The organism is Streptomyces sp. KL116D (assembly GCF_030766975.1).
GTDB classification, from domain to species: domain Bacteria; phylum Actinomycetota; class Actinomycetes; order Streptomycetales; family Streptomycetaceae; genus Streptomyces; species Streptomyces longispororuber_A.
Genome location: NZ_JASERH010000099.1, coordinates 41,021 through 66,726, shown reverse-complemented (window position 1 = coordinate 66,726; position 25,706 = coordinate 41,021). Strand labels below are relative to the sequence as shown.

The following is a 25,706-nucleotide window of genomic DNA, read 5'->3' as shown; positions in this document are numbered from 1 at the left end:
AGGCGACCCGTACGTGCCCCTCACCGTCCGCGGCGGTCCGCAGCGGCGCGGGGCGGGCGGCGTCGCCCACGGCCGCGACCCGCAGCGCGGACTCGCCCAGGCGCAGCAGGGCGCCGGGGGAGAGGCGCACCGGGCGCCTGCCGAGGGGGCGGCCGTCGACCGTCGTGCCGTTCGTGGAGTCGAGGTCGACCACCGAGACCTGGCCGTCGGCGGCGAGCGTCACCGCGCAGTGCAGCCGGGACACGTCGGGGTCGTCCAGCGGCACGTCCGCGTCGGCGGAGCGGCCGATGCGGATCTGGCCGCCGTGCAGGAGGTGCACGCCGCCCGCGTCGGGGCCGGCCACCACGTGGAGCTGGGCGGCCGCGCCGTCGGGCTCGGGGCCCGGGTCGGCCGGGGCGCCCAGGGAGAGCACCGCGCCGTCGGTCAGGGGCGGCTCGCCCAGCAGACAGCGCTGCGCGTCGAGCCGGTCGAGCCCCGCGTACAGCACGGACGAGGGGGCGTCGCCGCCCGCGACGGCCGTGGCCAGGCCGGAGGCGACCGCGGCGAGCGCGGTGCCCGCCGGGGCCGTGACCAGGACGTCCACACCACGCGCGGGCGCGTCCGGGCGCGTGCCCAGGGGGTCTACGACGGTAAGCCGGATCTGCATCGCCGTCTGCGGTCCCTTCTGCGCGGGCGCCCGGGTGCAGGGCCGCCCGCGGTCCCCCACCGCAGATTCCCCCACCGTCACGGGCACGTCAGCCAGTGCTGAGAGGCATCCTCGCACCTGCCACTGACAACACGCCCGCCCCCCACCCGTAAGTGATCTTGAAGTGATCTTGATTGGTCGGCTCTGCCCGCAAAAGTGCCTGCGGGATGCCTGCTGGGTGCCCGGTTGAGATCGGTCACGTCGTCGCGCGGCAACCAACGGCCCCGGGCGTGCGTCTTCTCGTCGAACACGGGTTTGTCGCGGCCGGGACGGGTCAGACAAGATCGACAGCCTGTACCCCGTACGGCGCCACTAGAGTGGGTCGGAACACCCGGGACCGGGCAGACCAAGTCAAGTACCGATGCAGGGAGCGCATGACGTGCGGCCGGTAGGCAGCAAGTACCTGCTCGAGGAGCCGCTCGGACGCGGCGCCACGGGCACCGTCTGGCGAGCCCGCCAGCGCGAGACCGCGGGCGCCGAGGCGGCCGTCGCCGGGCAGCCCGGTGAGACCGTCGCCATCAAGGTCCTCAAGGAGGAGCTGGCGAACGACGCGGACGTGGTGATGCGCTTCCTGCGCGAACGCTCCGTCCTGCTCCGCCTCACGCACCCGAACATCGTGCGGACCCGCGACCTGGTCGTCGAGGGCGAGCTCCTCGCCCTCGTCATGGACCTGATCGACGGCCCCGACCTGCACCGCTACCTGCGGGAGAACGGACCGTTCTCGCCGGTCGCCGCGGCCCTGCTGACCGCGCAGATCGCCGACGCGCTCGCGGCGAGCCACGCCGACGGCGTGGTGCACCGCGACCTGAAGCCGGCGAACGTGCTGCTCAAGTGGGACCAGGACGAGGCCGCGGGTATGCACCCGATGCTCACCGACTTCGGCATCGCGCGCCTCGCCGACTCCCCGGGCCTGACCCGCACCCACGAGTTCGTGGGCACGCCCGCGTACGTCGCGCCCGAGTCCGCCGAGGGCCGCCCGCAGACGTCCGCCGTGGACATCTACGGCGCGGGCATCCTGCTGTACGAGCTGGTCACCGGCCGGCCGCCGTTCTCCGGCGGCTCCGCCCTCGAAGTGCTGCACCAGCACCTGAGCGCCGAGCCGCGCCGCCCCTCGACGGTCCCCGACCCGCTGTGGACGGTCATCGAGCGCTGTCTGCGCAAGAACCCGGACGAGCGGCCCAGCGCGGAGAACCTCGCGCGCGGCCTGCGCACCGTCGCCGAGGGCATCGGCGTGCACGCGAACAGCGCGCAGATCGCCGCTGCCGATGGCGTCGGCGCCCTGCTGATGCCGGACCCTGATCCGGCGCAGGTCCCCGGCGTCCCGGGCGCCGCCGACCCCACGCAGGTGCTGCCGAGCAACGCGGGCTCGTACGACCCGAACGCGGCGACGAGCGTCATGCAGCAGCAGGGCAACCAGCACAACCAGCCCAACCAGCCCAACCAGTACGGAGACGCGGACCCGACGTCCGTGCTGCCGAACAACCGCGGTGCCGCCGACCCGACGGCCGTCATGCCGCCGGTCCCGCAGAACCCGCCGGGCGGCAACCCGGACGACCCGCACCCCTGGCAGAACCAGCTGCGCGCGGCCCGCGACCGCAACGAGCAGACGCAGGTCCAGTACCTCGACCCGAACGAGGACCCGCTGCGCCGCCGCCCGCAGCGCCAGGTGGCGCGCCCGCAGCAGCAGCCGCCCCAGCAGCAGTACGCGCCCCGCCAGCAGCGCCCGGCGCCGCGGCGGCAGACCCCGCAGCCGCAGCAGCCCCAGCAGCCGCAGCAGTACGCGCCGCCGCAGCAGCCGCCCCAGCAGCCGCGGCCCCCGAGGGAGCCGAGGCAGCGCAGCGCGAACCCCATGAAGATCCCGGGGCTCGGCTGCCTCAAGGGCTGTCTCTTCATGATCGTGATGCTGTTCGTGGTGAGCTGGCTGGTCTGGGAGTTCACCCCGCTGCAGGACTGGATCGGCACCGGCAAGGGCTACTGGGCCCAGCTGTCCGACTGGTTCTCGACGGTGACCGGCTGGATCGGCGATCTGGGCGGCAATTCCGGCAACTAGTCCGTGACGTTGGAGATTTGTCGACATCCGACGGGTGATTTCCCCCGCTGATGCGTTGGTTGGCGTCCGAGCCGCGTAGCTTGGGCGCCAACACGCGTCTGTAGGAGCAGTCTTGGCACGGAAGATCGGCAGCCGGTACACCGCACACCAGATCCTGGGGCGCGGCAGTGCGGGCACGGTGTGGCTCGGCGAGGGACCCGAGGGACCCGTCGCCATCAAACTGCTGCGCGAGGACCTGGCCTCCGACCAGGAGCTGGTCGGCCGCTTCGTCCAGGAGCGCACGGCCCTGCTGAGCCTCGACCACGCGCGCGTGGTCGGCGTCCGCGATCTGGTGGTCGACGGGAACGACCTGGCGCTGGTCATGGACCTCGTCCGCGGCACCGACCTGCGCACCCGGCTGGACCGGGAGCGCCGGCTCGCCCCGGAGGCCGCGGTCGCGATAGCCGCGGACGTCGCCGACGCCCTGTCCGCGGCGCACGCGGCGGGCATCGTGCACCGCGACGTGAAGCCCGAGAACGTCCTGCTGGACATGCAGGGCCCGCTCGGCCCCGGCGGCGCCCACCCGGCGCTCCTCACGGACTTCGGCATCGCGAAGCTCATCGACACCCCGCGCCGCACCCGCGCGACGAAGATCATCGGCACGCCCGACTACCTGGCGCCGGAGATCATCGAGGGCCTCCCGCCCCGCGCCGCGGTCGACATCTACGCGCTGGCGACCGTCCTCTACGAGCTCCTGGCCGGTTTCACGCCGTTCGGCGGCGGCCACCCCGGAGCGATCCTGCGCCGCCACGTCACGGAGACGGTCGTCCCGCTCCCCGGCATCCCGGACGAGCTGTGGCAGCTCCTGATCCAGTGCCTGGCGAAGGCCCCGGCCTCCCGGCTGCGGGCCTCGGAGATGGCCACCAGGCTGCGCGAGCTGCTGCCGCTGCTGGCCGGGATGGCGCCCCTGGACGTGGACGAGCCCGACGCGGAGCCGCTCCCCGACGAGCCCGAGGCCCCGGCCGTGGAGCCCGAGGAGCCGGAGCGGCCCCGCCGCGGCGCCGTCTCCCTGGTCCCCGGCGCCGCCCCCGCCGACTCCAACCGCGACACCCACACGTCGATGCGGGTCCCGGCCCCCGACGAGCTGGCCGGCGGCGCCCGCGGCACGGCCCGCGCCCCGCGCGCCTCCGGCGCCCCGCGCCCCGGCTCCGCCCGCAACCGCCACTCGGCCAGGCGCCGCCGCATCACGCTGGCCGTGGCCGGGGTGGTGCTCGCGGCGGCGGTCGGGGGAGGCGTCTGGGCGGTCTCCTCCGGAGGGGACGACGCGCCCCCGTCCGACGGCCAGAACTCGGCTCCGGCGGAGCCGTAGGGGTCCGTTCTCCGGGTGCGGGCCGGTGGGGCTTCTCGCGCACTTCCCCCGCGCCCCTGGAGATACGTACTTCGTGCGCGATCTCCACCAGAGGGAGAGCGCGGCGAAGCCGCAGGCTTTCGGGGGCGCGGGGAACTGCGCGAGAAGCCCCACCGGGCCCGCGGACGAGAGCGCACCCCGAACCGGTACCCGGCGGAGAGCCGTTAGGCTGGTGTCGTGGCAGTCGTCGATGTTTCCGAAGAGCTGAAGTCCCTCTCCTCGACCATGGAGTCGATCGAGGCCGTCCTGGACCTCGACAAGCTGAGGGCAGATATCGCCGTGCTCGAGGAGCAGGCGGCCGCGCCGTCCCTGTGGGACGACCCGGAAGAGGCGCAGAAGATCACCAGCAAGCTGAGCCACCTCCAGGCGGAGGTCCGCAAGGCGGAGACGCTGCGAGGCCGCATCGACGACCTCGGCGTCCTCTTCGAGATGGCCGAGGAGGAGGACGACCCGGACACCCGCGCCGAGGCGGAGTCCGAGCTGACCTCCGTGAAGAAGGCGTTGGACGAGATGGAGGTCCGCACCCTCCTGTCCGGTGAGTACGACTCCCGCGAGGCGCTCGTCAACATCCGCGCGGAGGCGGGCGGCGTCGACGCCGCGGACTTCGCCGAGCAGCTGCAGCGCATGTACCTGCGCTGGGCCGAGCGCCACGGCTACAAGACCGAGGTCTACGAGACGTCGTACGCGGAAGAGGCCGGCATCAAGTCGACCACCTTCGCCGTCCAGGTGCCGTACGCGTACGGGACGCTCTCGGTGGAGCAGGGCACGCACCGGCTGGTCCGCATCTCGCCGTTCGACAACCAGGGCCGCCGCCAGACGTCCTTCGCGGGCGTCGAGGTGCTCCCCGTGGTCGAGCAGACCGACCACGTCGAGATCGACGAGTCGGAGCTGCGCGTCGACGTCTACCGCTCCTCGGGCCCCGGCGGCCAGGGCGTGAACACGACGGACTCCGCGGTCCGCCTAACCCATATCCCCACCGGCATCGTGGTCTCCTGCCAGAACGAGCGCTCGCAGATCCAGAACAAGGCGACCGCGATGAACGTGCTGCAGGCCAAGCTCCTGGAGCGCCAGCGCCAGGAGGAGCGCGCCAAGATGGACGCCCTCAAGGGCGACGGCGGCAGCTCCTGGGGCAACCAGATGCGGTCGTACGTCCTGCACCCGTACCAGATGGTCAAGGACCTGCGGACGGAGTTCGAGGTCGGAAATCCGCAGTCCGTGCTCGACGGCGAGATCGACGGTTTCCTGGAGGCCGGAATTCGCTGGCGCAAGCAGCAGGAGAAGTAACCGCCGCTTTATCGACAAGGCAACTGCCGCTCTCCGGGCGGCAGTTGCCTTTTGTTGTGCGGGAAATGTGAAGGCGTTTCCGCCTTTTACGTCACAGTCACATGTCCGTACGACGGTCAATTCACGGCATTCCAGACATTGCGTGCGCAACGACCTTGACGCTGATCTGAAAACTGGGAAGGCTGGCGCGCGGCATGCGTATCAGTGGGACGCGTGTGAACGGGGGAAGGGCCGAGCGTGGCCCCTGCTGCCCCCGGTTGAACGCGGTCCCGGGCGCTGCTCCATTGACGATTGGCTACTGGGGGTAGCAGACAGATGACCAAGAAGACGCGGATCCGTGTGGCGCGGATAGCTGCAGGCGCGGTGATCGCCGCCGGTGCCTCGCTGACCGCCGCGGGCGCCGCCTCGGCCGCTGACGTGAACATCGGCATCCTCGGTATCGGTGCGAACGTGCACGCGGGCGAGGACGGCGTGGACGCGGGGATCAGCCTGGGCGAGGACGAGGACGACCCGACCACCCCGGGCCCCACGGACCCGACGGGCGTCCCGGACCCGACCGAGGACCCGACGACCCCGCCCACCGAGGAGCCGCCCACCACGGACCCGACGGACCCGACGGACGAGCCGACGGAGCCCACCGAGGACCCGACCGACCCCGGTAACGGCAACGGCGGCGGCAACGGCAACGGCGGCAACAACGGCGGCGGCCACAACGGCGGCGGCAACGGGAACGGCGGGGGCAACGGCAACACCAACCCCGACGGCAACAACAACCCCGTCGAGCAGGGCCAGGGCAAGGACAGCCTGCAGGACACCGGCTCCGAGCCGGCCCAGCAGACCGGTACCGGCACGGGCACCGGCAAGTCCGGCGGCGAGCTCGCCGAGACCGGTGCCGACGGCACCACGATCCTGCTGATCGGCGCCGCGACCATGATCGCGGGCGGTGTCGGCTTCCGGCTGCTGCCGCGCCTCGCCAACAACCGCGGCGCTGCTGCGTGACGTAACGCACACCCGAGGCACACGAGAAGGCCCGGAGCCGACCGGCTCCGGGCCTTTTCACGTCTAGTGCGTGCTTCGCCTACACCGTCTGGTGCGCAAGCAGCGCCACGGCCGCCACGAGCACGGCGACCAGCGCGATCAGCGCCATCGGATTGAACCCCGCCAGCGGGTTCTCCTGCTGCAGCCGCTCGCGGTTCGCCCGGCACACCGGGCAGCGGCCCTCGCTCACGGGCGCCGCACAGTTCGCGCACACCAATCGGTCATAGGTCATGCGCCACTCCTCCTCCCGCGCGGCGGAGCCGGCCAACGGGTACCCACTGGTTCTCTCCGCTCAACGCTCCGGGAAACGCAACCGTTCCCCCTACCACTGTGCCAGCTTCCCGGATTTTCGGCGCGCCCCGCCAGCAGGACCGTCCCTGACCAGGCACGGCACGGACAAAACAGGCGTCGGATCGACCCGGGCACCAGGACAAAACGCTCAACCGGGAACGGCGCCTGCACGCCGCCTCCCCATTCGCGTATGGTCACGCACACCTACCCCCGGCGACCCGTGGTGCACCCGTGATCCGATTCGACAACGTCTCCAAGGTCTATCCCAAGCAGACCCGCCCCGCTCTCAGGGATGTCTCCCTGGAGGTCGAGCGCGGTGAATTCGTCTTCCTGGTCGGCTCGTCCGGCTCCGGCAAGTCGACGTTCCTGCGCCTGATCCTGCGTGAGGAGCGGTGCAGTCATGGCCAGGTGCACGTCCTGGGCAAGGACCTGGGCCGCGTCTCCAACTGGAAGGTCCCGCAGATCCGCCGCCAGCTCGGCACGGTCTTCCAGGACTTCCGGCTCCTGCCCAACAAGACGGTCGGCGAGAACGTGGCCTTCGCCCAGGAGGTCATCGGCAAACCCCGCGGTGAGATCCGCAAGGCCGTGCCCCAGGTGCTCGACCTCGTCGGCCTCGGCGGCAAGGAAGAGCGCATGCCGGGCGAGCTGTCCGGTGGTGAGCAGCAGCGCGTGGCCATCGCCCGCGCCTTCGTGAACCGTCCCAAGCTGCTGATCGCGGACGAGCCCACGGGCAACCTCGACCCGCAGACCTCGGTCGGCATCATGAAGCTGCTCGACCGCATCAACCGCACCGGCACCACCGTGGTGATGGCCACCCACGACCAGAACATCGTGGACCAGATGCGCAAGCGCGTCATCGAGCTGGAGAAGGGTCGCCTCGTGCGCGACCAGGCGCGCGGCGTCTACGGCTACCAGCACTGAGAAGTACCGAGAGAAGCTGCGAAAGGCTCAGTCAGCGCTATGCGTGCCCAATTCGTCCTGTCGGAGATCGGCGTCGGTCTCCGCCGCAATCTCACGATGACCTTCGCCGTCATCATCTCGGTGGCCCTCTCGCTCGCCCTGTTCGGCGGCTCGCTGCTCATGAGCGATCAGGTCAACCAGATGAAGGGTTTCTGGTACGACAAGGTCAACGTCTCGATCTTCCTGTGCAACAAGGGAGACGCGGAATCCGACCCGAACTGTGCCAAGGGCCCGGTCACGGCGGAGCAGAAGAAGCAGATCGTCGACGACCTCAACAAGATGGACGTCGTCGACAAGGTGGCGCACGAGTCGCAGGACGAGGCGTACAAGCACTACAAGGAGCAGTTCGGCGACTCCCCGCTGGCCAGCTCCCTCACGCCCGACCAGCTGCAGGAGTCGTACCGGATCAAGCTGAAGGACCCGGAGAAGTACGAGGTCATCGCGACCGCGTTCAACGGGCGGCCCGGTGTGCAGTCCGTGCAGGACCAGAAGGGCGTGCTCGACAACCTCTTCCGGCTGCTCAGCTACCTGAACTACGCGGCCGGTGCGGTGATGGCGGTGATGCTCGTCGTGGCGCTGCTGCTGATCGTGAACACCGTCCGGGTGTCCGCGTTCTCCCGGCGCCGGGAGACCGGCATCATGCGGCTCGTCGGCGCGTCCGGGTTCTACATCCAGGCGCCGTTCATCATGGAGGCCGCGGTCGCCGGACTCATCGGCGGCGGCATCGCCTGTGTGTTCCTCGCCGCGGGGCAGTACTTCGTCATCGACAACGGCGTGGCACTCTCCGACAAGCTCCAGCTCATCAACTTCATCGGCTGGGACGCCGTGTTGACGAAGCTGCCGCTCATCCTCGCGGTGAGCGTCGTGATGCCCGCGCTGGCCGCCTTCGTGGCGTTGCGCAAGTACCTCAAGGTGTGACGAGAGTCCCCCCACAACGCAGGGCGCCCTACGGTTCAACACGCCGTACGGCGCCCTGCGTTGTCCTAGACTCACCGACATGTCAGGCCCGGACTTGTTCGCCCGGCCCCGCCGCATCGGCCGTGGGGCAGCCCTGACATTGGTCTTCGCGAGCGTCCTCGCGACCGGTGCCGCGACCGGCGCGCTGCCCGGGGACGGCCGGAAAACCGTTGCGGGACGGGACGGTTCGGTCGCCGCAGCCGCGCACGAGAAGCCGCTCGCCGACCCGGCCGAGGCCGCCGAGGAGGCGATGGCCGACGGCAAGTCCCCCGCGCAGGCCGCCGAGGAGGCCGTCAGCCGCAGCGGGGACCGCTGGGGCGCCGTCTACTCCCAGGGCGAGTACGAGGAGTTCGAGCAGGCCCTCGACGGCGAGTACACCGGCGTCGGCCTGTGGGCCCGGCGCACGGTGGACGGCGAGGTGCAGGTGACCCGGGTGCGCGGCGGCTCGCCCGCACAGCACGCCGGGATCCGGGAGGGCGACCGCATCGCGGCCGTCGACGGCAGGCCGGTCACCGGCCGGCCCGTCACCGAGGTCCTCGCGCTGCTCCGCGGCGAGCGCGCCGGGACGTCCGTCCACGTCGGCCTGCAGCGCGGCACGCGCGCGTGGAGCGAGACGCTGCGCCGCGCGAACCTCTCCACGGACTCCGTCGCCGTCACCCGCCTCGCCGACGGGGCCGTGCTGATCAAGGTGAGCGCGTTCACCAAGGGAGCGGGCGGCCGGGTGCGTGCGGCGGTGCGTGCGGCCCCCGCGCGCGCGGGCGTCGTCCTCGACCTGCGGGGCAACTCCGGCGGCCTGGTCACCGAGGCCGTCACCGCGGCCTCCGCGTTCCTCGACGGCGGGCTCGTGGCGACGTACGACGTGCGCGGCGCGCAGCGCGCCCTGCACGCGGAGCGCGGCGGGAACACGTCCAGACCGGTGGTCGTGCTCGTCGACAGCGGGACGATGAGCGCGGCCGAGCTGCTCACCGGAGCCCTTCAGGACCGTGGCCGCGCGGTCGTCGTGGGCACCAGGACCTTCGGCAAGGGCTCGGTCCAGATGCCGAGCCGACTGCCCGACGGCTCCGTCGCCGAGCTGACCGTCGGGCACTACCGCACCCCTTCGGGGCGCAGCGTCGACGGCCGGGGCATCACCCCCGACCTGGAGGCCGCCGACGGGCAGCTGGAGCGGGCCGAGACGGTATTGAGTGGCCTCGGGGCCCCCTCGTAGTGCGAAAATGGCCAGCACTATGGCCAAGGGAATGTACGTACCGAAGGAGTCCCAGCCCAAGCAGGGCAAGGGGAAGGCGTCCGACCAGAAGGACGGCAAGCGCAAGATCGTCGCGCAGAACAAGAAGGCGCGGCACGACTACCTGATCATGGACACCTACGAGGCCGGCATCGTGCTGTCCGGCACCGAGGTCAAGTCGCTGCGCCAGGGGCGGACGTCCCTGGCCGACGCCTTCGTCCAGATCGACGGGGGCGAGGCGTGGCTGCACAACGCCCACATCCCCGAGTACAGCCAGGGCACCTGGACCAACCACGCGGTGCGCCGCAAGCGCAAGCTGCTCCTGCACCGCGACGAGATCGACAAGCTGGACTCGAAGTCCCAGGAGTCGGGTCACACGATCGTGACCCTCGCGATCTACTTCAAGGACGGCCGCGCCAAGGCCGAGATCGCGCTCGCCAAGGGCAAGAAGGAGTACGACAAGCGGCAGACGCTGCGCGAGCAGCAGGACCGGCGGGACTCCGACCGCGCCATCGCGGCGGCGAAGCGGCGGCAGCGGGCGCGGGAGCACTGACCCGCGGTGCGGGGGCGTCAGGAATAGGCTGGCATCGCCGCGCGTTGTTCACGTACGATGGCACTGCTCCTCACCGAAGGGGCGCCGGATCGACAGATCCACTTTGAAAAAACAACATGGGGATGATCGGTTTCGACAGCGGCTGTCGAAGCAGGTGAAGCGTGTCGAGGAAGCGGCAATGATCTCGTAAACCATATGTCGCAACCAATAATCGCCAATTCTAAGAGCGATTCCCAGTCCTTCGCCCTCGCTGCCTAATAACAGCGACTGAAGGACCCTAAAAGGGTGTCAGCCCGGGAGTGTTCCCGGCCCGGATCCTGGCATAATCTAGGGGACTAAACCATCGAGCCCGGTCACGGGGTTCGATGGGAAATCAAACAGTGACTGGGCCCGTCGGCGACTTGTTCGCGTGATCACCGGGGCCGAGAAAATCGAAGCGAACTGCACACGGAGAAGCCCTGCTGCTGCACCGTTGGACGCGGGTTCGATTCCCGCCATCTCCACTCATCCCATGCGATTCAGGCCCGACTGTCACCAGTCGGGCCTTTGTCGTGGTGCGGTCCCCTGACCTTGGCGCTCGTGGGTCTTGGCTGAGCCCTGCTCCTCCGGAATGCTCCTGAGCCATGAGCAGACCTGACGGACCCGTGAGACGAGCCATCGACCTCGACTTCCGTACGAAGGCGCGGCGCTGGGCCCTGCCCGCCGTCGCGCTCGTCACCGCCGCCACGCTCTCCTGGGGCGCGCCCGCCGGCGCCGACTCGGACCCCAGCGGGCTGCCCGAGGCCATCGACACCATCCTGGGCGACCCGCGGATGGAGGGCGGCGCGGCGAGCGTCGTCGTCGCCGACGCCGCCACCGGCGAGACCCTCTACCAGCACAACCCGACCGGGCGGCTGATGCCCGCCTCCAACACCAAACTCGCCACGTCCACCGCCGCGATGGCGGTGCTCGGGCCCGACTACCGGTTCAGCACCGACGTGCTCGCCGCGGGCAAGGTGCGGGGCGGGGTGCTCGCCGGGGACCTGTACCTGCGCGGCACCGGCGACCCGACGACCCTCGCCGCCGACTACGACAAGCTCGCCGCGGAGGTCGCCGCGGCCGGGGTGAAGCGGGTGAGCGGGCGGCTCGTCGCCGACGACACCCGGTTCGACGCCCAGCGCCAGGGCGACACCTGGGGCGCCGACGACGAATCCTCGTACTACGCCGCCCAGATCTCCGCCCTGAGCGTCGCCCCGGACACCGACTACGACACCGGCACCGTGATCGTGGAGGTGGAGCCCGGCGCCCGGCCGGGCGACAAGCCCGTCGTCAGCGTCACGCCGAAGAACGACTACGTGCACGTCGACCTGCGGGCGAGCACCGTGGGCGCCGACGGCGACGACACCGTCGGCGTGGTCCGCGAGCACGGGACCAACACCATCACCGTCAGCGGGACCGTCCCGGTGGGCGGTGACACCACCAAGGAGTGGGTCACGGTGTGGGAGCCGACCGGATACGCGGCCGCCGTGTTCCGGGACGCGCTCGCCGCGCACGGGGTGAAGGTCACCGGCGCCACCCGGCTCGGCCGGGCCGCACCGGCCGGTGCCCAGCGGCTCGCCACGCACGACTCGATGGCGCTGAAGGACCTGCTCGTCCCCTTTATGAAGCTGTCCAACAACATGCACGCCGAGTCGCTGACGAAGGCCATGGGGTACAAGACCACCGGCCGCCCCGGCAGCTGGGGCGACGGCATCGCCGCCATCGCCGGCTACCTCAAGGGCGCCGGCGTCGACGCGACGAAGATCCGCCAGGTCGACGGGTCCGGCCTGTCCCGCAAGGACAACTTCGCCGCCCGGCAGCTCGCCGACCTGCTGCTCGCCGTGCAGCACGAGCCCTGGTACGCCGACTGGTACAAGTCGCTGCCGGTGGCCTGCGACCCCGACCGGTTCGTCGGCGGGACGCTGCGGACCCGGATGTGCGGCACGCCCGCCGCCCTCAACGCCCGGGGGAAGACCGGGTCGTTGACGGGGGCGTCCGGTCTGTCCGGCTACGTGAAGGACGCCGACGGGCGGCTGCTCGTCTACAGCATCGTGCAGAACAACTACCTGGTGTCCTCCGTGAAGCCGCTGGAGGACGCCATCGTGGTGACCCTCGCCGGGTCGACCGGGAAGAAGGCCGCCGCCGTGCCGCCGAAGGCCACCCGGTCCGTGCCGGCCGCCGAGCGCCGCGGCGACCTGGAGTGCTCGTGGCTCAAGCCCGCCACGTGCTAGCCGGCCGCTGCGACCTGCCGCGTGCGTAGCCGTACAGCGACAGCAGCAGGGCGCACGCCGCGGCCGTGACCGGCACCGTGTACGCCGCGGTGGGGCCCCAGTGCTCCACCGCGGCACCGCCCGTCGCCGAGCCGCACGCGATGCCGCCGAGCAGCGCGGTCACCGCGAGGGTCATGCCCTCGTTCAACCGGCCGTCGGGCGTGCGCTCCTGGACCAGCGTCATGCCCGTCACCATCGTCGGCGCCGTGCCCATGCCCGCGATCAGGAGCGCCGCGCCGAGCACGTACAGCGAACCCGTGAGGGCCGCCGCGAGCAGCGGCAGCGTCATCAGTACGGCCATCGCCGCGACGCACACCGGATGGCGGCGGGCCGCGGGCCCCGACGGCTTCACCGCCCCGAACACCAGGCCCGCCACGCACGACCCGGCCGCCTGGAGCGCCAGGACGCCCCCGGCCCACGCCTTGTGGCCCAGCTCGTCCGCGAAGGCGACGGTGGTCACCTCCAGGGAGCCGAAGATCGCGCCGAGCGCGAGGAACGCGACCAGCAGCGGCGGCATGCCCGGCGCGCGCAGCGGCGTCCGCGTCGCCGCCGTGCGCGGCCGAGCGGGCGGTTCCGTCGCACGCTGCGCGGCGAAGACCAGCACGCCGGTCACCATCAGGACCGTACCGACGAGCGCGCCCGCCTCCGGGAACAGCGCACTGCACAGGAACGCGGCCACCACCGGGCCGAGCATGAAGCACAGTTCGTCGGCCGCCTGCTCGAAGGAGTTCGCGGTGTGCAGCGCCTTCGGGTCGCCGTCGAGCAGATGCGCCCAGCGGGCCCGCGACATGCCGCCGGTGTTGGGCTGCGCGGCCGTCGGCAGGTACGCCACGAACAGCACCCAGTCGGGGACGTCGAGCCGTACGCAGAGCAGGAGCGCGAGAGCGCCGGACGCCGCGACGAGCGTCGCGGGCACGGCGATCCTGGCCTGCCCGTGGCGGTCCACCATCCGCGCGAGCCACGGTCCGAGGAACGCACTGGTGACCAGGCCCGTCGCGGTGAGCGCCCCGGCGAGCGCGTACGAGCCGCGGACGCCGGAGATCAGCATCACCGCGCTGATGCTGAACATGCCCTGCGGGAAGCGTGCGAGGAGGTTGCCGAGGGTGAAGGCGAGGGCGCCGGGGATCGCGAAGAGCCGGGTGTACGAGGTGACGGCCGTGGCGGGCGCGGCAGGCGGGGTGGGCGCGGCAGGGGACGAAGCAGGGGACGAAGCAGGGGTGGCAGTGGGCATGCCAAGAGCGTCGCCGCAGGCCACCCGATGGGTCCAACACTTACTCGGTACCCATTCACGCACCTGCGTTGTAAATTCGCCCGATGCCCCCGGTGAACGTCGAACCCCGCCTGCTGCGCGCCTTCCTGGCCGTCGCCGACGAGCTGCACTTCACGCGCGCCGCCGCCCGGCTCTACGTCGCCCAGCAGGCGCTCAGCCGGGACATCCGGCGCCTTGAGCGGGAGCTGGGAGCCGAACTGTTCGGCCGGACCACCCGGCAGGTGACGCTCACCGCGGAGGGCGCCCGGCTGCTGCCGTACGCGCGGCGGGCCGTCGAGGCGCAGGACGAGCTGCTCGCCGCGTTCGCCCGGCCCGCCGCCGCGGCCCGGCCGCTGCTGGTCGACGTGAACAGTCCGGGGCTCGTGCATGAACAGGTCCTCGCGCGGGCCCGCGAACTCGCCCCGGACTGCGAGCTGATGGCCCGCTACGAGAGCGGGCTGACCGGGGCCGCCGCCGAACTGCTCGCCGGGCGCCTCGACGTGTCCTTCGGGCGCTTCGGCGGGCTCGACCCCGCGGTGCGCGAGCGGCTCTCCCAGCAGCCCCTGCGGTACGAGCCGATGGCGGTCGTGCTGCCCGACGACCATCCGCTGGCCGCACTCGACGCGGTGCCCCTCGGACGGCTCGCGGGGGAGACGGTCTACGCGGGCGCCGGCAACCCCCGGACGCCCGAATGGACCGATCTGGCACGGCAGTTGTTCGCCGGACGGGGCATCGGGATCGCGCCGCCCGCGCCGCTCGCCGTCGGCAAGGAGGAATTCCGGCGGATCATGACGAAATACCGGAATCCGGTCCTCGCCGGAGTGGATTTTCCGGCCATGCCGGGATCGGTTCTGCGGCCCCTGGTCGACCCGGTGCCACTGTCCCCGGTGTCGCTGGTGTGGCTGAAGGGGAGGCAGCACCCCGGAATCGACGCGCTGCGGGCCGCCGCGGCCGAGCTGGCCGGGATGAACGGGTGGCTGGAGCGGCCCGCCGGGGCGTGGATACCGGCCACGGATGCACTCATCATGGTGAGCCCGGACTGAACCGTGGCAACGGCTGTCACCTACGTGCGCTACATTCATAGTCCGGGCGCGGTGTGATAAGGGGGGCGCTCGGGCCGGGTGGGGGCCCGGTCCGGCCGACGAGTGCCCGGGGAGTCGCGCGCGCACCCATGAACATGTCCTTGGGGGGATGTGCGTACGGTGGATAACTGGCGAGAAGACGCCCTGCCCGGGCAGACCCATGACCCGAACGAGGTGACGGTCCAACTGGACGGCGCAGGCCGGCAGTTGGGCGAGCTCCTCGCGGCGCGTGGGCAGACCGGGCCGGCCGAAGCCACGGGGGACGACAAGGAAGTACCCGTCTTCGTCGACGACTCGGGGCGGCGCAGCCGCAGATTCCGGCGCATCGGCGTGTTCCTCGGTATCGCCTGCGCGGTGTACGCGGTCGTCATCGTGGCCACCCTGCTCTCGGGGAACTCGAGCGCGCCCTGGCTGCCCATGGACCCGGAGAAGCCCGCGGGCAAGGTCGACACCAAGCCGCTGCCCGCCGATCCGGAGGCGCCGTCCGTGTCCCCGGGCACCACCCCGGACCCGAGCGCCTCCGGCACCGCGCCCGGCGCCACCGGCGCGCCCGGCACGTCGACGTCGCCGACGGCCGACGCGAGCACGGGCGACGACGAGCCGGGCACCGGCACCACCCCGTCGGACCGGCCCACCGGCGGCAAGACGACGCCACCGGTCGAGCCGTCCAAGCCCGGGGGGCACACGACGCCGCCGGTCGACCCGACCACCGATCCGCCCACGGACCCGAGCACCCCGCCGGTCGACCCGACGGACGACCCGACCACGGACCCCGTGGGCGGTGGCACCGACACCGTCGCCGACGGCACCTCATCGCCCCAGCCCGTCGACCGGAGCCCGAGCGGCGAGCCGTCGGCACCGACCGTCGCGTCCCAGGAAAGCAGCGTCCTGTAGATGTCCCACCGCTCACGTCGCCGGCACACCGGTCCCCGCAGGCGCCGCCTCCCGCTGCGCTATCTCCTGCCGTCCCTGCTGCTCGTGGCCCTGATCGCGATGCTCATGCTCCGCGGCTACGTGCACAGCGAGATCATGGCCGACCACCGCATCCGGCCCGAGGCCGCCACCGACAAGGTGCCGGAGAAGATCCTCGACGGCGGCCCCGTCATCGACACCCGCGAGGGCCGCCAGGAGAGCCGCTCCATAGGCAGCCACAAGCTGGTCCTCACCTTCGACGACGGGCCGGACCCGGAGTGGACCCCGAAGGTCCTCGACGTCCTGAAGAAGCACGACGCGCACGCCGTCTTCTTCGTCACCGGCACGATGGCCTCGCGCTACCCCGACCTGGTGCACCGCATGGTCGAGGAGGGCCACGAGGTCGGCCTGCACACCTTCAACCACCCGGACCTCTCGTACCAGTCGACGAAGCGGATCGACTGGGAGCTGTCGCAGAACCAGCTGGCCCTAGAGGGCGCGGCGGGCGTGCGCACCTCCCTGTTCCGGCCGCCGTACTCGTCGTTCGCCGACGCCATGGACGACATGTCGTGGCCGGTCACGCAGTACATCGGCTCGCGCGGCTACATCACGGTCGTCAACAACACCGACAGCGAGGACTGGAAGCGCCCCGGCGTCGACGAGATCATCCGGCGCGCCACGCCGCACGACGGCAAGGGCGCCATCGTCCTGATGCACGACTCCGGCGGCAACCGCTCGCAGACCGTCGCCGCCCTCGACCGCTTCCTGCCCCACCTCCAGGACGAGGGCTACAAGTTCCAGAACCTCACCGAGGCCCTGGGCATCGCCAGCGCGCACACCCCCGTCACCGGCCCCGAGCTGTGGAAGGGCAAGGCGTGGATCGTGGCGGTCCAGGCGTCGGAGAACATCACGGGCGTGCTGGTCGCCGGGCTCGCCGTCATCGGCGTCCTCGTCATGGGCCGCTTCGGCCTGATGCTGATCCTGTCCGCGGCGCACGCCCGGCGGGTGCGCAAGAAGGGCTTCGCCTGGGGGCCGCCGGTCACCGAGCCGGTCTCCGTCCTGGTCCCGGCCTTCAACGAGGCCAAGTGCATCGAGAACACGGTGCGTTCGCTGATGTCCAGCGAGCACCCCATCGAGATCATCGTCATCGACGACGGCTCCACCGACGGCACGGCCCGCATCGTGGAGAACCTCCGGCTGCCCAACGTGCGGGTGGTCCGCCAGCACAACGCGGGCAAGCCCGCCGCCCTCAACAGGGGCCTGGCGAACGCCCGGTTCGACCTCGTCGTGATGATGGACGGCGACACGGTCTTCGAGCCGGCCACCGTGCGCGAACTGGTCCAGCCGTTCGGCGACCCGCGCGTCGGCGCGGTCGCGGGCAACGCGAAGGTGGGCAACCGGGACTCGCTGATCGGCGCCTGGCAGCACATCGAGTACGTGATGGGCTTCAACCTCGACCGCCGCATGTACGACATCCTGCGCTGCATGCCGACGATCCCCGGCGCCGTGGGAGCCTTCCGCCGCAGCGCCCTGGAGCGGATCGGCGGCATGAGCGACGACACGCTCGCCGAGGACACCGACGTCACGATGGCGCTGCACCGCGACGGCTGGCGCGTCGTCTACGCGGAGAAGGCCCGCGCCTGGACCGAGGCGCCCGAGTCCGTCCAGCAGCTGTGGTCGCAGCGCTACCGCTGGTCGTACGGCACCATGCAGGCGATCTGGAAGCACCGCCGCGCCCTGATCGAGGGCGGCCCGTCCGGCCGCTTCGGCCGCGTCGGCCTGCCGCTGGTCTCCCTGTTCATGGTCCTGGCCCCGCTCCTCGCCCCGCTGATCGACGTCTTCCTGCTCTACGGGGTGGTCTTCGGCCCCACCGAGAAGACGGTGATCGCGTGGCTGGGCGTGCTCGCGATCCAGGCGGTCTGCGCGGCGTACGCCTTCCGGCTCGACAAGGAACGCATGACGCACCTCATATCCCTCCCGCTCCAGCAGCTCCTCTACCGGCAGTTGATGTACGTCGTGCTGCTCCAGTCCTGGATCACGGCGCTCACCGGCGGCCGGCTCCGCTGGCAGAAGCTGCGCCGCACCGGCGCGGTCGGCTCGGTCCCCGGCGGACTGCCGCGCCAGCGGACGTCCTCGGTGTCCGGTGACGACAGGAGGCCGGTGGCATGACGTACCCCCACGACCCGTCCGCGCAGGACGGCTGGTTCGGCGGAGCCCAGCAGCCCGCCCCCGCACCCGGCCCCGCCCCGGCGCCCGGACCCGGCCCCGTGCGGCCGGTGACCTCGGGCTGGCCGCAGGCCGCGCCGGTCTGGCCCGACGGCCTGGACACCGGAGCACCCGCCCCGGCCCAGACCGCCCCCGCCACCACGACCACCCGCCTCGCCGAGGTGCCCCGGCAGGCACAGGGGGAGGCGGACGCCACCCGACCGCTGCCGGAGGCGAAGCCCGCGCCGAAGAAGCCCGGCCGCGACCGGTACCTGGACCTGCTGCGCACCACCGCGCTGGTCCGCGTCGTCGTCTACCACCTGTTCGGGTGGGCGTGGCTGACGGTGCTCTTCCCGTCCATGGGCGTGATGTTCGCGCTCGCCGGATCGCTGATGGCCCGCTCGCTGAGCCGGCCCGCGATCGGCGTGATCCGCGGCCGCATCCGGCGACTGCTGCCGCCGATGTGGGCGTTCAGCGCGGCCGTCCTCACGCTGCTCTTCGCGGGCGGCTGGAACCCCGGCAAGGACCCGGACAACGGCGGCACCTGGGGCTGGATCAGCCTCGTCAACTACCTGGTGCCGATCGGCGCGCCCAGCTTCCCCTGGCACCTCGGGGACAAGGCGGGCCTGCTGGAGGACACCTGGCCCGCCCAGGCCGCGGGCCCGCTCTGGTACCTGCGCGCCTACATGTGGTTCGTGATCGCCTCGCCGCTGCTGCTCTGGGCGTTCCGCAAGGTGCCGTGGGCGACGCTGCTCGCCCCGCTCGGCCTCACCGCGATCGTCGGCACCGGCCTCGTCACGATCCCCGGCGAGACGGGCAACGCGGTCACCGACTTCGGCGTCTACGGCAGCTGCTGGGTGCTCGGCTTCGCCCACCACGAGGGCATGCTGGTCAAGATCCCGCGCTATCTCGCGGTGTCCGTCTCCGCGCTCGTGATGGCCTTCGGCATCTGGTGGGCCTCGGGCCACCTCGGCCCCGACGGCTGGGACCTGAACGACATCCCGCTGGCCCAGGCCACCTGGTCCTTCGGATTCGTCGTCATCCTGCTCCTGTACTCGCCCTCCTGGCAGCAACTGCCCGGCAAGCTCGCCAGGTTCGACAAGGTCATCACGCTCTCCAACAACCGGGCCGTGACGATCTACCTGTGGCACAACATGCTGATCATGGCGACGGTGCCGCTCATCGACCTCGCGTACAACCTGCCGTTCATGGACGACGCGCGCTGGAGCGGGGCGCTCGACTCGACGTACATGCTCTGGATGTTCGTGCTGGTCTGGCCGCTGATCGCGCTGGCGATCGTGAGCACCGGCTGGATCGAGGACCTGGCCGCCAAGCGCTCGCCGCGGCTGTGGCCGGACGGGTCGCGCCGCACGAAGAAGCACTGACACCCGGCCCGGGGGCGGCGTCGGCCGCCCCCGGACCCGGGCCTCACCACCCGCCCGGCGGGCAGGTGAGAGCAACGTTCCCCGACGGTCACTCCACGCCACAGCCCGGAAATCCGGCCTCCCTACCTTCGGTCGCATCAGCAGTGAACCGTGACCTGGAGGCGTCAGATGGCCGGCCGGAGCTGGATCGAACAGTGGGATCCCGAGGACGAGGCGTTCTGGGAGAGGACGGGCGCGAGGGTGGCCCGGCGCAATCTCGTCTTCTCCATCCTGTCCGAACACATCGGGTTCTCCGTGTGGACCCTGTGGTCGGTCATGGTCCTGTTCATGGGACCCGAGTACGGCATCGACCCGGCGGGGAAGTTCTTCCTCGTCTCCATGGCCACGCTCGTCGGCGCCTTCGCCCGCGTGCCCTACACCTTCGCCGTCGCCGTCTTCGGCGGCCGCGCCTGGACGGTCATCGCGGCGAGCATGCTGCTCGTGCCGTCGATCGCCGCGTTCGCCGTGATGGAGCCGGGCACCTCGTACAGCACCTTCATGGTGTGCGCGGCGCTCACCGGGGTCGGCGGCGGCAACTTCGCCTCCTCCATGACCAACATCAACTCCTTCTTCCCGATGCGGAAGAAGGGCTGGGCGCTCGGACTGAACGCGGGCGGCGGCAACATCGGCGTCCCCGTCATCCAGCTGATCGCGCTCGCCGTCATCGGCGCGGGCGGCGGCCCGCGCGTCCTGCTCGGGATCTACATCCCGCTGATCGTCGTCTCGGCGGTCTGTGCGGCCCTGTTCATGGACAGCCTGGCCACCGTCAAGAACGACACCGGTGCCGCCAAGGACGCCGCCCGGGACGTGCACACCTGGATCATGGCGTTCCTCTACATCGGCACCTTCGGTTCCTTCATCGGCTACTCGTTCGCCTTCGGGCTCGTCCTGCAGACCCAGTTCGGCCGCACCCCGCTGCAGGCGGCGGGCGTCACGTTCATCGGCCCGCTGCTCGGCTCGCTGATCCGCCCGGTCGGCGGCCGGCTCGCGGACCGGTTCGGCGGGGCGCGCATCACGCTGTGGAACTTCGTGGCGATGGCGGCGGCGACCGGGGTGGTGATCCTGGCGTCGGTGCAGAAGTCGCTGGCCCTGTTCACGGTCGCGTTCATCGTGGTGTTCGTGCTGAGCGGCCTCGGCAACGGGTCCACGTACAAGATGATCCCCGGCATCTTCCAGGCCAAGGCGCTCGCCACGGGGCTCACGGGGGAGGAGGCCGCGGCGTACGGGCGGCGCCTGTCGGGCGCGTCGATGGGGTTGATCGGCGCGGTCGGGGCACTCGGCGGACTCGGCATCAACCTGGCCTTCCGCCAGTCCTTCCAGACGGCGGGCACCGGCACCGGCGCCTTCGTGTCCTTCCTGGTCTTCTACGGGGCGTGCTTCGTGGTCACCTGGGCCGTATACCTTCGCCGGTCGGCCGCCCGCTCCGTCGCCGCACCGACGGCGGAGGCGAAGCCGCAGCTCAGCTACGCGGAGGTGTGAGCGACCCGCACGTAACACGTACGCAATCATGTGGATCCGGGCCCGTCACGGGTTGTTGACAGGCTCGGACGACGCCAGGAGAGCCACGGCAGCACGAACGACAGCACGACCAGTGCACGGGACGACCGTCGAGCGGGACGAGAACGAGCATGTACGAACCACAGCAGTCCGCCCCCGAGCAGGCCCACGGCCCGCTCGCGGGGTTCACCGTCGGCGTGACCGCCGCCCGTCGCGCCGACGAGCTCGGGGCGCTGCTGCGGCGGCGCGGCGCCGCGGTGCAGCACGCGCCCGCCCTGCGCATCGTGCCGCTCTCCGACGACAGCGAACTCCTCGCCGCGACGAAGGAGTTGCTCGACCACGCGCCCGACGTGGTGGTCGCCACGACCGCCATCGGGTTCCGCGGCTGGGTCGAGGCGGCCGACGGCTGGGGCCTGGGCGACGCGCTCCTGGACCGGCTGCGCGGCGTCGAACTGCTCGCCCGCGGGCCGAAGGTCAAGGGCGCGATCCGGGCGGCGGGCCTGACCGAGGAGTGGTCGCCGTCGTCCGAGTCGATGGCGGAGGTCCTGGAGCGGCTGCTCGCCGAGGGCGTCCAGGGGCGGCGCGTGGCGGTCCAGCTGCACGGGGAGCCGCTGCCCGGCTTCGTGGAGGCGCTGCGCGAGGCGGGCGCCGAAGTGGTGGGCGTCCCCGTGTACCGGTGGATGCCGCCGGAGGACATCGGCCCGGTGGACCGGCTGCTCGACGCGACGGTGGCGCGCAGCGTGGACGCGCTGACCTTCACCTCGGCCCCGGCGGCGGTGTCGCTGCTGAACCGGGCCGAGGAGCGGGGCCTGCTGCCCGAACTGCTCGCGGCCCTGCACCACGACGTGGTCCCGGCGTGCGTCGGCCCGGTGACGGCGCTGCCGCTGCAGGCGCACGGCGTGGACACCGTGCAGCCGGAGCGGTTCCGGCTCGGCCCGCTGGTCCAGCTGCTCTGCCAGGAACTGCCGTCCCGCGCCCGTACGCTCCCGGTCGCCGGACACCGCGTCGAGATCCGCGGCCACGCGGTCCTGGTCGACGGGGCGCTGCGCCCGGTGCCGCCCGCCGGGATGGCACTGCTGCGCTCGCTGGCCCGGCGGCCCGGCTGGGTGGTGGCACGGGCGGAGCTGCTGCGCGCGCTGCCCGGCGCGGGCCGCGACGAGCACGCGGTGGAGACGGCGATGGCCCGTCTGCGCTCCGCCCTCGGCACCCCGAAGCTGATCCAGACCGTGGTGAAGCGCGGCTACCGGCTCGCGCTGGACCCGGCGGCGGACGCCAAGTACGCGGACGACTGAGGCAGTTCGCGGCGCGGTGGCTCACCGCGCCTTCCGCCCCCACACCACGAGCCCCCGTATCAGGCAGCCGAGGGCGCCGGTGCACAGCACGGCCCGCACCACGTTCCACGCCACCCACGGCCCCTCGAACCGGTCCCGCACCCGGGCCGGATCGGCGATCCGCGCGGGGTCGCCGGCCTGCGCCAGCGCGTCGTTGAGCGGCACGTTCACCCCGGACGTCAGCACGAACGCCACCCCGTAGAGGACCAGCGCGACCACCACCCAGGAGCGCAGCGCCCGTTCGTGGCGCAGCCGCCAGACCGCCGCGCCCGTGAGCAGCAGCGCCCCGATGAAACCGAGGAAGAACACCGGGTTCTGGATGACGTCGTTGATGTTCTGCATCACCTCGATGTACGTACGGTCGTCGCTGCGGGCCAGCGCGGGCATCACCGCGCACCCGAACACGTAGAACGAGCCCGCCATCAGGCCCATGGCGACCGTGGCCGCCCCCAGCACCCATCCCGTGAAACGCTTCGCTGTCGTCATGCGCCCAGTCAAGACGAGGGCCACCCCTGCCGACATCGTCGATCCGCGCATTCCCATACGCGAGCGTCCACCGTGCCCTGCCCGCGCGTACCGTACGGACATGCTGATCACTCCCGACATCGACCTGCGCCGGGGAGTCCCCGCCGACGCACAGGCCCTCGCCGACGCCACGGTCCGCAACCTGGAGCACCTGCGCCCGATCGATCCCCACCGGGACCCGGAGTACTACACGGCCAGCGGGCAGCTGGAGCGCCTCACGCAGCCGAACAGCGTGACGTGGCTGCTGTTCGACGGCGAGCTGGTCGTCGGCCGCCTCATGATCACCAGCATCGTGCTCGGCCCGCTGTGCAGCGCGAGCCTCGGCTACTGGGTCGACGCCGAGTACCGGGGGCGCGGTCTGATCCCCGCCGCGGTCGAGGAGATCGCCCGGATCGGCCGCGACGAGCTGGGCCTGCACCGCATCGAGGCCGGCACCCTCATCGACAACAAGGCGTCCCAGCGGGTCCTCGCCAAGTGCGGTTTCACCGAGTACGGCCGCGCGCCCAAGTACCTGCACATCGACGGCGAATGGCGCGACCACATCCTCTTCCAGCGCATCCTGCACGACGATCCTCCGCCGAACGTCCCCAAGTAGCGGTGCGGCACCGGGGGTTCCGGCCCCGCGCGCGGGCGGGCACTGTAGAGGACATGGCAGCAGTACCCACAGGGCCCTACCTCCACGAGCTGCGGTTCGACTCCGGACGCCTCTGCCTGGACCTGGTCGCCACCGCACACCCCGACGAACGCCTCACCTCACCCGACCTGTTGCGCGCCTGGCTCGTCGGCGCCGGACTCGTCCCCGACACCGTCGCGCCGCCCGTCTGCGCCCCGGCCTGGCTCGCCGCCTTCCGTGAACTGCGCGGCCACATCGGCCAGTTGGTGCGCGGCGAGCTGGCGGGCCGGCCGGCCCCCGCGGCTCTGGAACGTGTCAACCTGCTGGCCCGTGCCGCCCCGCCGACGCCCTGTGCCGTCCGCGCCTCCGACGGCACCCTCGCCCGCTCCCTGCAGACCGCCCCCGGCTGCCCGGCCCTGCTCGCCGCGGTCGCCCGGGACGCCGTCGACCTGCTCACCGACCCGGCCGTCCGCGGCTGCCTGCGCCAGTGCGAGGGCGACAACTGCAGCCTCATCTACCTGGACACCTCCCGGGGCCGGCGCCGCCGCTGGTGCTCCAGCGAGGTCTGCGGCAACCGGGAGCGGGTGGCCAGGCACCGGCGCAGGGCGGCCCTCGCCCGGGCGTGAGACGAGCGCCACAACGCCGTTTGAACATCCGTGAGTTCGTCTGCGTATCAACTCCGTGAGCCCAGCCGAAAAGACGTGGCCGGATCGTCGAACTGGGGACACCGGAGGTAGGCGTGCGCAAGGATTCCGCCGTGGCCGATGAACGCCCGCCCCGGGCCCGACATCGTGCGCCCCGGCCCCCCGAGCCGGACGAGGAGCTGATGCGCGCGCTCTACGCCGAGCACGCGCGGCCGCTCCTGGCCTATGTGCTCCGGCTCGTGGCGGGGGACCGGCAGCGCGCGGAGGACGTCGTGCAGGAGACGCTCATCCGTGCCTGGAAGAACGCCGGCCAGCTCAACCGAGCGACCGGTTCGGTACGCCCCTGGCTGGTGACGGTCGCCCGACGGATCGTCATCGACGGCCACCGCAGCCGGCAGGCCCGGCCGCAGGAGGTCGACCCGTCGCCGCTGGAGGTCATCCCCGCGGAGGACGAGATCGACAAGGCGCTGTGGCTGATGACGCTGTCCGATGCCCTGGAGGACCTCACCCCGGCCCACCGGGAAGTGCTGGTCGAGACCTACTTCAAGGGGCGTACGGTCAATGAGGCGGCCGAGACGCTCGGCATCCCCAGCGGAACGGTGCGCTCCAGGGTGTTCTACGCGCTGCGTTCGATGAAGCTGGCTCTGGAGGAGCGGGGGGTGACGGCATGACATCGACGCACGGACCGTACGGACACGGGCCCGCGGGTGATGTGCACGAGACGGTCGGCGCCTACGCGCTGGGCATCCTCGACGACGCGGAGGCGACCGCGTTCGAGGCCCATCTGGCGACCTGCGAGCCGTGCGCGCGGCAGCTGGAGGAGTTCGCGGGCATGGAGCCGATGCTCGCCGCGCTCGCCGATCTGCCGGGGGAGCGGGGCGTGCCGGTGGTCGGCGAGTCGCTCGCGGCCCGCCCGAGCCCGCGCCTGGCCGAGTCCCTGGCCGACGAGGTGGCCCGCAAGCGGACGCAGAAGCGCCGCCGCGGCCTGTACCTGGTGGCGGCCGCCGCCGCGCTGATCATCGGCGGCCCGCTTACGGTGATGGCGGTGACGGACGACGGCGGCACCGGAACGGTCGCGGGCGACCCGCACCCCACCAGCCCCGCCGAGGACGCCTTCTTCCACCACATGGACGAGAAGGTGCAGGCCACCGACCCGACGACGAAGGTCAGCGCGACCGTCGGCATGGAGAGGAAGGCGTGGGGGACGCACACCGTCCTGCAGCTGAAGAACGTGAAGGGCCCGCTGAAGTGCTCGCTCATCGCGGTCGGCAAGGACGGCGAGCGCGAGACGGTCACCACCTGGGCCGTCCCGAAGTGGGGCTACGGCATCGACAACAGCACGCACGAGAGCGCCAAGTACCCGCTGTACGTGCACGGCGGCGCGGCCCTCGACCGCAACCAGATCGACCACTTCGAGGTGGAGACGCTCGACGGGAAGCGGCTCGTGGAGGTGAACGCGTGACCCCTCCGCGCCGCACGTAGCCTGACCGGGCCCTTTTCGCGTAC

The 25,706-nt window shown here is 71.7% G+C and carries 23 protein-coding genes and 1 other RNA gene; 20 read left to right on the top strand and 4 right to left on the bottom strand.

Features of this window, described 5'->3' with window-relative positions; genetic code table 11:
• The coding region (locus RBJ77_RS39685) for an FHA domain-containing protein (RefSeq protein ID WP_372349409.1) at window positions 1–646 on the bottom strand (646 nt) is incomplete at its 3' end.
• 418 nt (window positions 647–1,064) lie between these two features.
• On the opposite strand from RBJ77_RS39685, the gene RBJ77_RS39680 reads away from it, so the two are divergent.
• The 4 genes from RBJ77_RS39680 (at window position 1,065) to RBJ77_RS39665 (ending at window position 6,405) form a co-directional block, all read left to right on the top strand.
• A complete protein-coding gene (locus RBJ77_RS39680) occupies window positions 1,065–2,735 on the top strand; it encodes a protein kinase (RefSeq protein ID WP_372349408.1) in 1,671 nt (556 codons plus the stop codon).
• Window positions 2,736–2,847: 112 nt separating this feature from the next.
• Window positions 2,848–4,083: a serine/threonine-protein kinase gene (locus tag RBJ77_RS39675; RefSeq protein ID WP_372349407.1), complete on the top strand. Its 1,236-nt coding sequence runs from the start codon at window positions 2,848–2,850 to the stop codon at window positions 4,081–4,083.
• Between the two features lie 216 nt (window positions 4,084–4,299).
• Window positions 4,300–5,406, top strand: a complete 1,107-nt coding sequence (prfB, locus tag RBJ77_RS39670; protein WP_255979599.1) for a peptide chain release factor 2 — start codon at window positions 4,300–4,302, stop codon at window positions 5,404–5,406.
• Window positions 5,407–5,721: 315 nt separating this feature from the next.
• Window positions 5,722–6,405 carry a hypothetical protein gene (locus RBJ77_RS39665; RefSeq protein WP_372349406.1) on the top strand — a complete coding sequence of 228 codons (684 nt, stop codon included), beginning with the start codon at window positions 5,722–5,724 and terminating at the stop codon, window positions 6,403–6,405.
• A 79-nt stretch (window positions 6,406–6,484) separates the two neighbouring features.
• Here RBJ77_RS39665 and RBJ77_RS39660 read toward each other — a convergent pair whose 3' ends face one another.
• Window positions 6,485–6,676 (bottom strand): hypothetical protein, encoded by a 192-nt coding sequence (locus tag RBJ77_RS39660; RefSeq protein ID WP_255979603.1) that lies wholly within the window; start codon window positions 6,674–6,676, stop codon window positions 6,485–6,487.
• A gap of 290 nt (window positions 6,677–6,966) precedes the next feature.
• Here RBJ77_RS39660 and ftsE point away from each other — a divergent pair, with 290 nt between their 5' ends.
• The 6 genes from ftsE to dacB all read left to right on the top strand — a co-directional run bounded on the left by ftsE (window position 6,967) and on the right by dacB (window position 12,679).
• A complete protein-coding gene (ftsE, locus tag RBJ77_RS39655; RefSeq protein WP_255979605.1) occupies window positions 6,967–7,656 on the top strand; it encodes a cell division ATP-binding protein FtsE in 690 nt (229 codons plus the stop codon).
• 39 nt (window positions 7,657–7,695) lie between these two features.
• Window positions 7,696–8,613 (top strand): permease-like cell division protein FtsX, encoded by a 918-nt coding sequence (gene ftsX / locus RBJ77_RS39650; protein WP_255979607.1) that lies wholly within the window; start codon window positions 7,696–7,698, stop codon window positions 8,611–8,613.
• A gap of 79 nt (window positions 8,614–8,692) precedes the next feature.
• On the top strand, window positions 8,693–9,859 hold the full coding sequence (locus RBJ77_RS39645) for a S41 family peptidase (RefSeq protein ID WP_372349405.1): 1,167 nt from the start codon (window positions 8,693–8,695) through the stop codon (window positions 9,857–9,859).
• A 31-nt stretch (window positions 9,860–9,890) separates the two neighbouring features.
• The gene (gene smpB, locus RBJ77_RS39640) at window positions 9,891–10,430 is read left to right on the top strand and encodes an SsrA-binding protein SmpB (RefSeq protein ID WP_372349404.1); all 540 of its coding nucleotides are present in this window, start codon (window positions 9,891–9,893) and stop codon (window positions 10,428–10,430) included.
• A 118-nt stretch (window positions 10,431–10,548) separates the two neighbouring features.
• Window positions 10,549–10,936: a transfer-messenger RNA gene (ssrA, locus tag RBJ77_RS39635) on the top strand.
• 138 nt (window positions 10,937–11,074) lie between these two features.
• Window positions 11,075–12,679 carry a D-alanyl-D-alanine carboxypeptidase/D-alanyl-D-alanine-endopeptidase gene (dacB, locus tag RBJ77_RS39630; protein ID WP_372349403.1) on the top strand — a complete coding sequence of 535 codons (1,605 nt, stop codon included), beginning with the start codon at window positions 11,075–11,077 and terminating at the stop codon, window positions 12,677–12,679.
• On the opposite strand, the gene RBJ77_RS39625 is transcribed toward dacB, so the two are convergent.
• Window positions 12,660–13,949 (bottom strand): MFS transporter, encoded by a 1,290-nt coding sequence (locus RBJ77_RS39625; RefSeq protein WP_372349402.1) that lies wholly within the window; start codon window positions 13,947–13,949, stop codon window positions 12,660–12,662. The two genes, dacB and RBJ77_RS39625, sit on opposite strands and share 20 nt — an antisense overlap.
• Window positions 13,950–14,032: 83 nt before the next feature.
• Between RBJ77_RS39625 and RBJ77_RS39620 the strand changes: the two genes are divergently transcribed.
• From RBJ77_RS39620 to RBJ77_RS39595, 6 genes are all read left to right on the top strand, one after another.
• The gene (locus RBJ77_RS39620; RefSeq protein WP_372349401.1) at window positions 14,033–15,010 is read left to right on the top strand and encodes a LysR family transcriptional regulator; all 978 of its coding nucleotides are present in this window, start codon (window positions 14,033–14,035) and stop codon (window positions 15,008–15,010) included.
• Between the two features lie 159 nt (window positions 15,011–15,169).
• A complete protein-coding gene (locus tag RBJ77_RS39615; RefSeq protein ID WP_372349400.1) occupies window positions 15,170–15,943 on the top strand; it encodes a hypothetical protein in 774 nt (257 codons plus the stop codon).
• A complete protein-coding gene (locus tag RBJ77_RS39610) occupies window positions 15,944–18,130 on the top strand; it encodes a glycosyltransferase (RefSeq protein ID WP_372349399.1) in 2,187 nt (728 codons plus the stop codon).
• Window positions 18,127–19,551, top strand: coding sequence for an acyltransferase (locus tag RBJ77_RS39605; protein WP_372349398.1), 1,425 nt, complete (start codon window positions 18,127–18,129; stop codon window positions 19,549–19,551). Before RBJ77_RS39610 ends, RBJ77_RS39605 begins: the two co-directional genes overlap by 4 nt.
• 168 nt (window positions 19,552–19,719) lie before the next feature.
• Complete coding sequence (locus RBJ77_RS39600; RefSeq protein WP_255976169.1) at window positions 19,720–21,069, top strand: NarK/NasA family nitrate transporter; 1,350 nt, start codon at window positions 19,720–19,722, stop codon at window positions 21,067–21,069.
• A 149-nt stretch (window positions 21,070–21,218) separates the two neighbouring features.
• A complete protein-coding gene (locus RBJ77_RS39595) occupies window positions 21,219–22,379 on the top strand; it encodes a uroporphyrinogen-III synthase (protein ID WP_372349397.1) in 1,161 nt (386 codons plus the stop codon).
• A gap of 21 nt (window positions 22,380–22,400) precedes the next feature.
• Here the strand turns inward: RBJ77_RS39595 and RBJ77_RS39590 are convergent, their stop codons facing one another.
• Window positions 22,401–22,904 carry a DUF1772 domain-containing protein gene (locus RBJ77_RS39590; RefSeq protein WP_372349396.1) on the bottom strand — a complete coding sequence of 168 codons (504 nt, stop codon included), beginning with the start codon at window positions 22,902–22,904 and terminating at the stop codon, window positions 22,401–22,403.
• Window positions 22,905–23,004: 100 nt separating this feature from the next.
• Here RBJ77_RS39590 and RBJ77_RS39585 point away from each other — a divergent pair, with 100 nt between their 5' ends.
• The 4 genes from RBJ77_RS39585 to RBJ77_RS39570 all read left to right on the top strand — a co-directional run bounded on the left by RBJ77_RS39585 (window position 23,005) and on the right by RBJ77_RS39570 (window position 25,662).
• The gene (locus RBJ77_RS39585; RefSeq protein WP_372349395.1) at window positions 23,005–23,538 is read left to right on the top strand and encodes a GNAT family N-acetyltransferase; all 534 of its coding nucleotides are present in this window, start codon (window positions 23,005–23,007) and stop codon (window positions 23,536–23,538) included.
• Between the two features lie 53 nt (window positions 23,539–23,591).
• Window positions 23,592–24,182: an ABATE domain-containing protein gene (locus RBJ77_RS39580; RefSeq protein ID WP_372349394.1), complete on the top strand. Its 591-nt coding sequence runs from the start codon at window positions 23,592–23,594 to the stop codon at window positions 24,180–24,182.
• A 113-nt stretch (window positions 24,183–24,295) separates the two neighbouring features.
• Window positions 24,296–24,871 carry a sigma-70 family RNA polymerase sigma factor gene (locus RBJ77_RS39575; RefSeq protein WP_207829144.1) on the top strand — a complete coding sequence of 192 codons (576 nt, stop codon included), beginning with the start codon at window positions 24,296–24,298 and terminating at the stop codon, window positions 24,869–24,871.
• Entirely contained in the window at window positions 24,868–25,662 is a 795-nt protein-coding gene (locus tag RBJ77_RS39570) for a zf-HC2 domain-containing protein (RefSeq protein WP_372349393.1), read from the top strand. The genes RBJ77_RS39575 and RBJ77_RS39570 overlap by 4 nt, the downstream gene beginning before the upstream one ends.
• The last annotated feature ends 44 nt before the right edge of the window (window positions 25,663–25,706 follow it).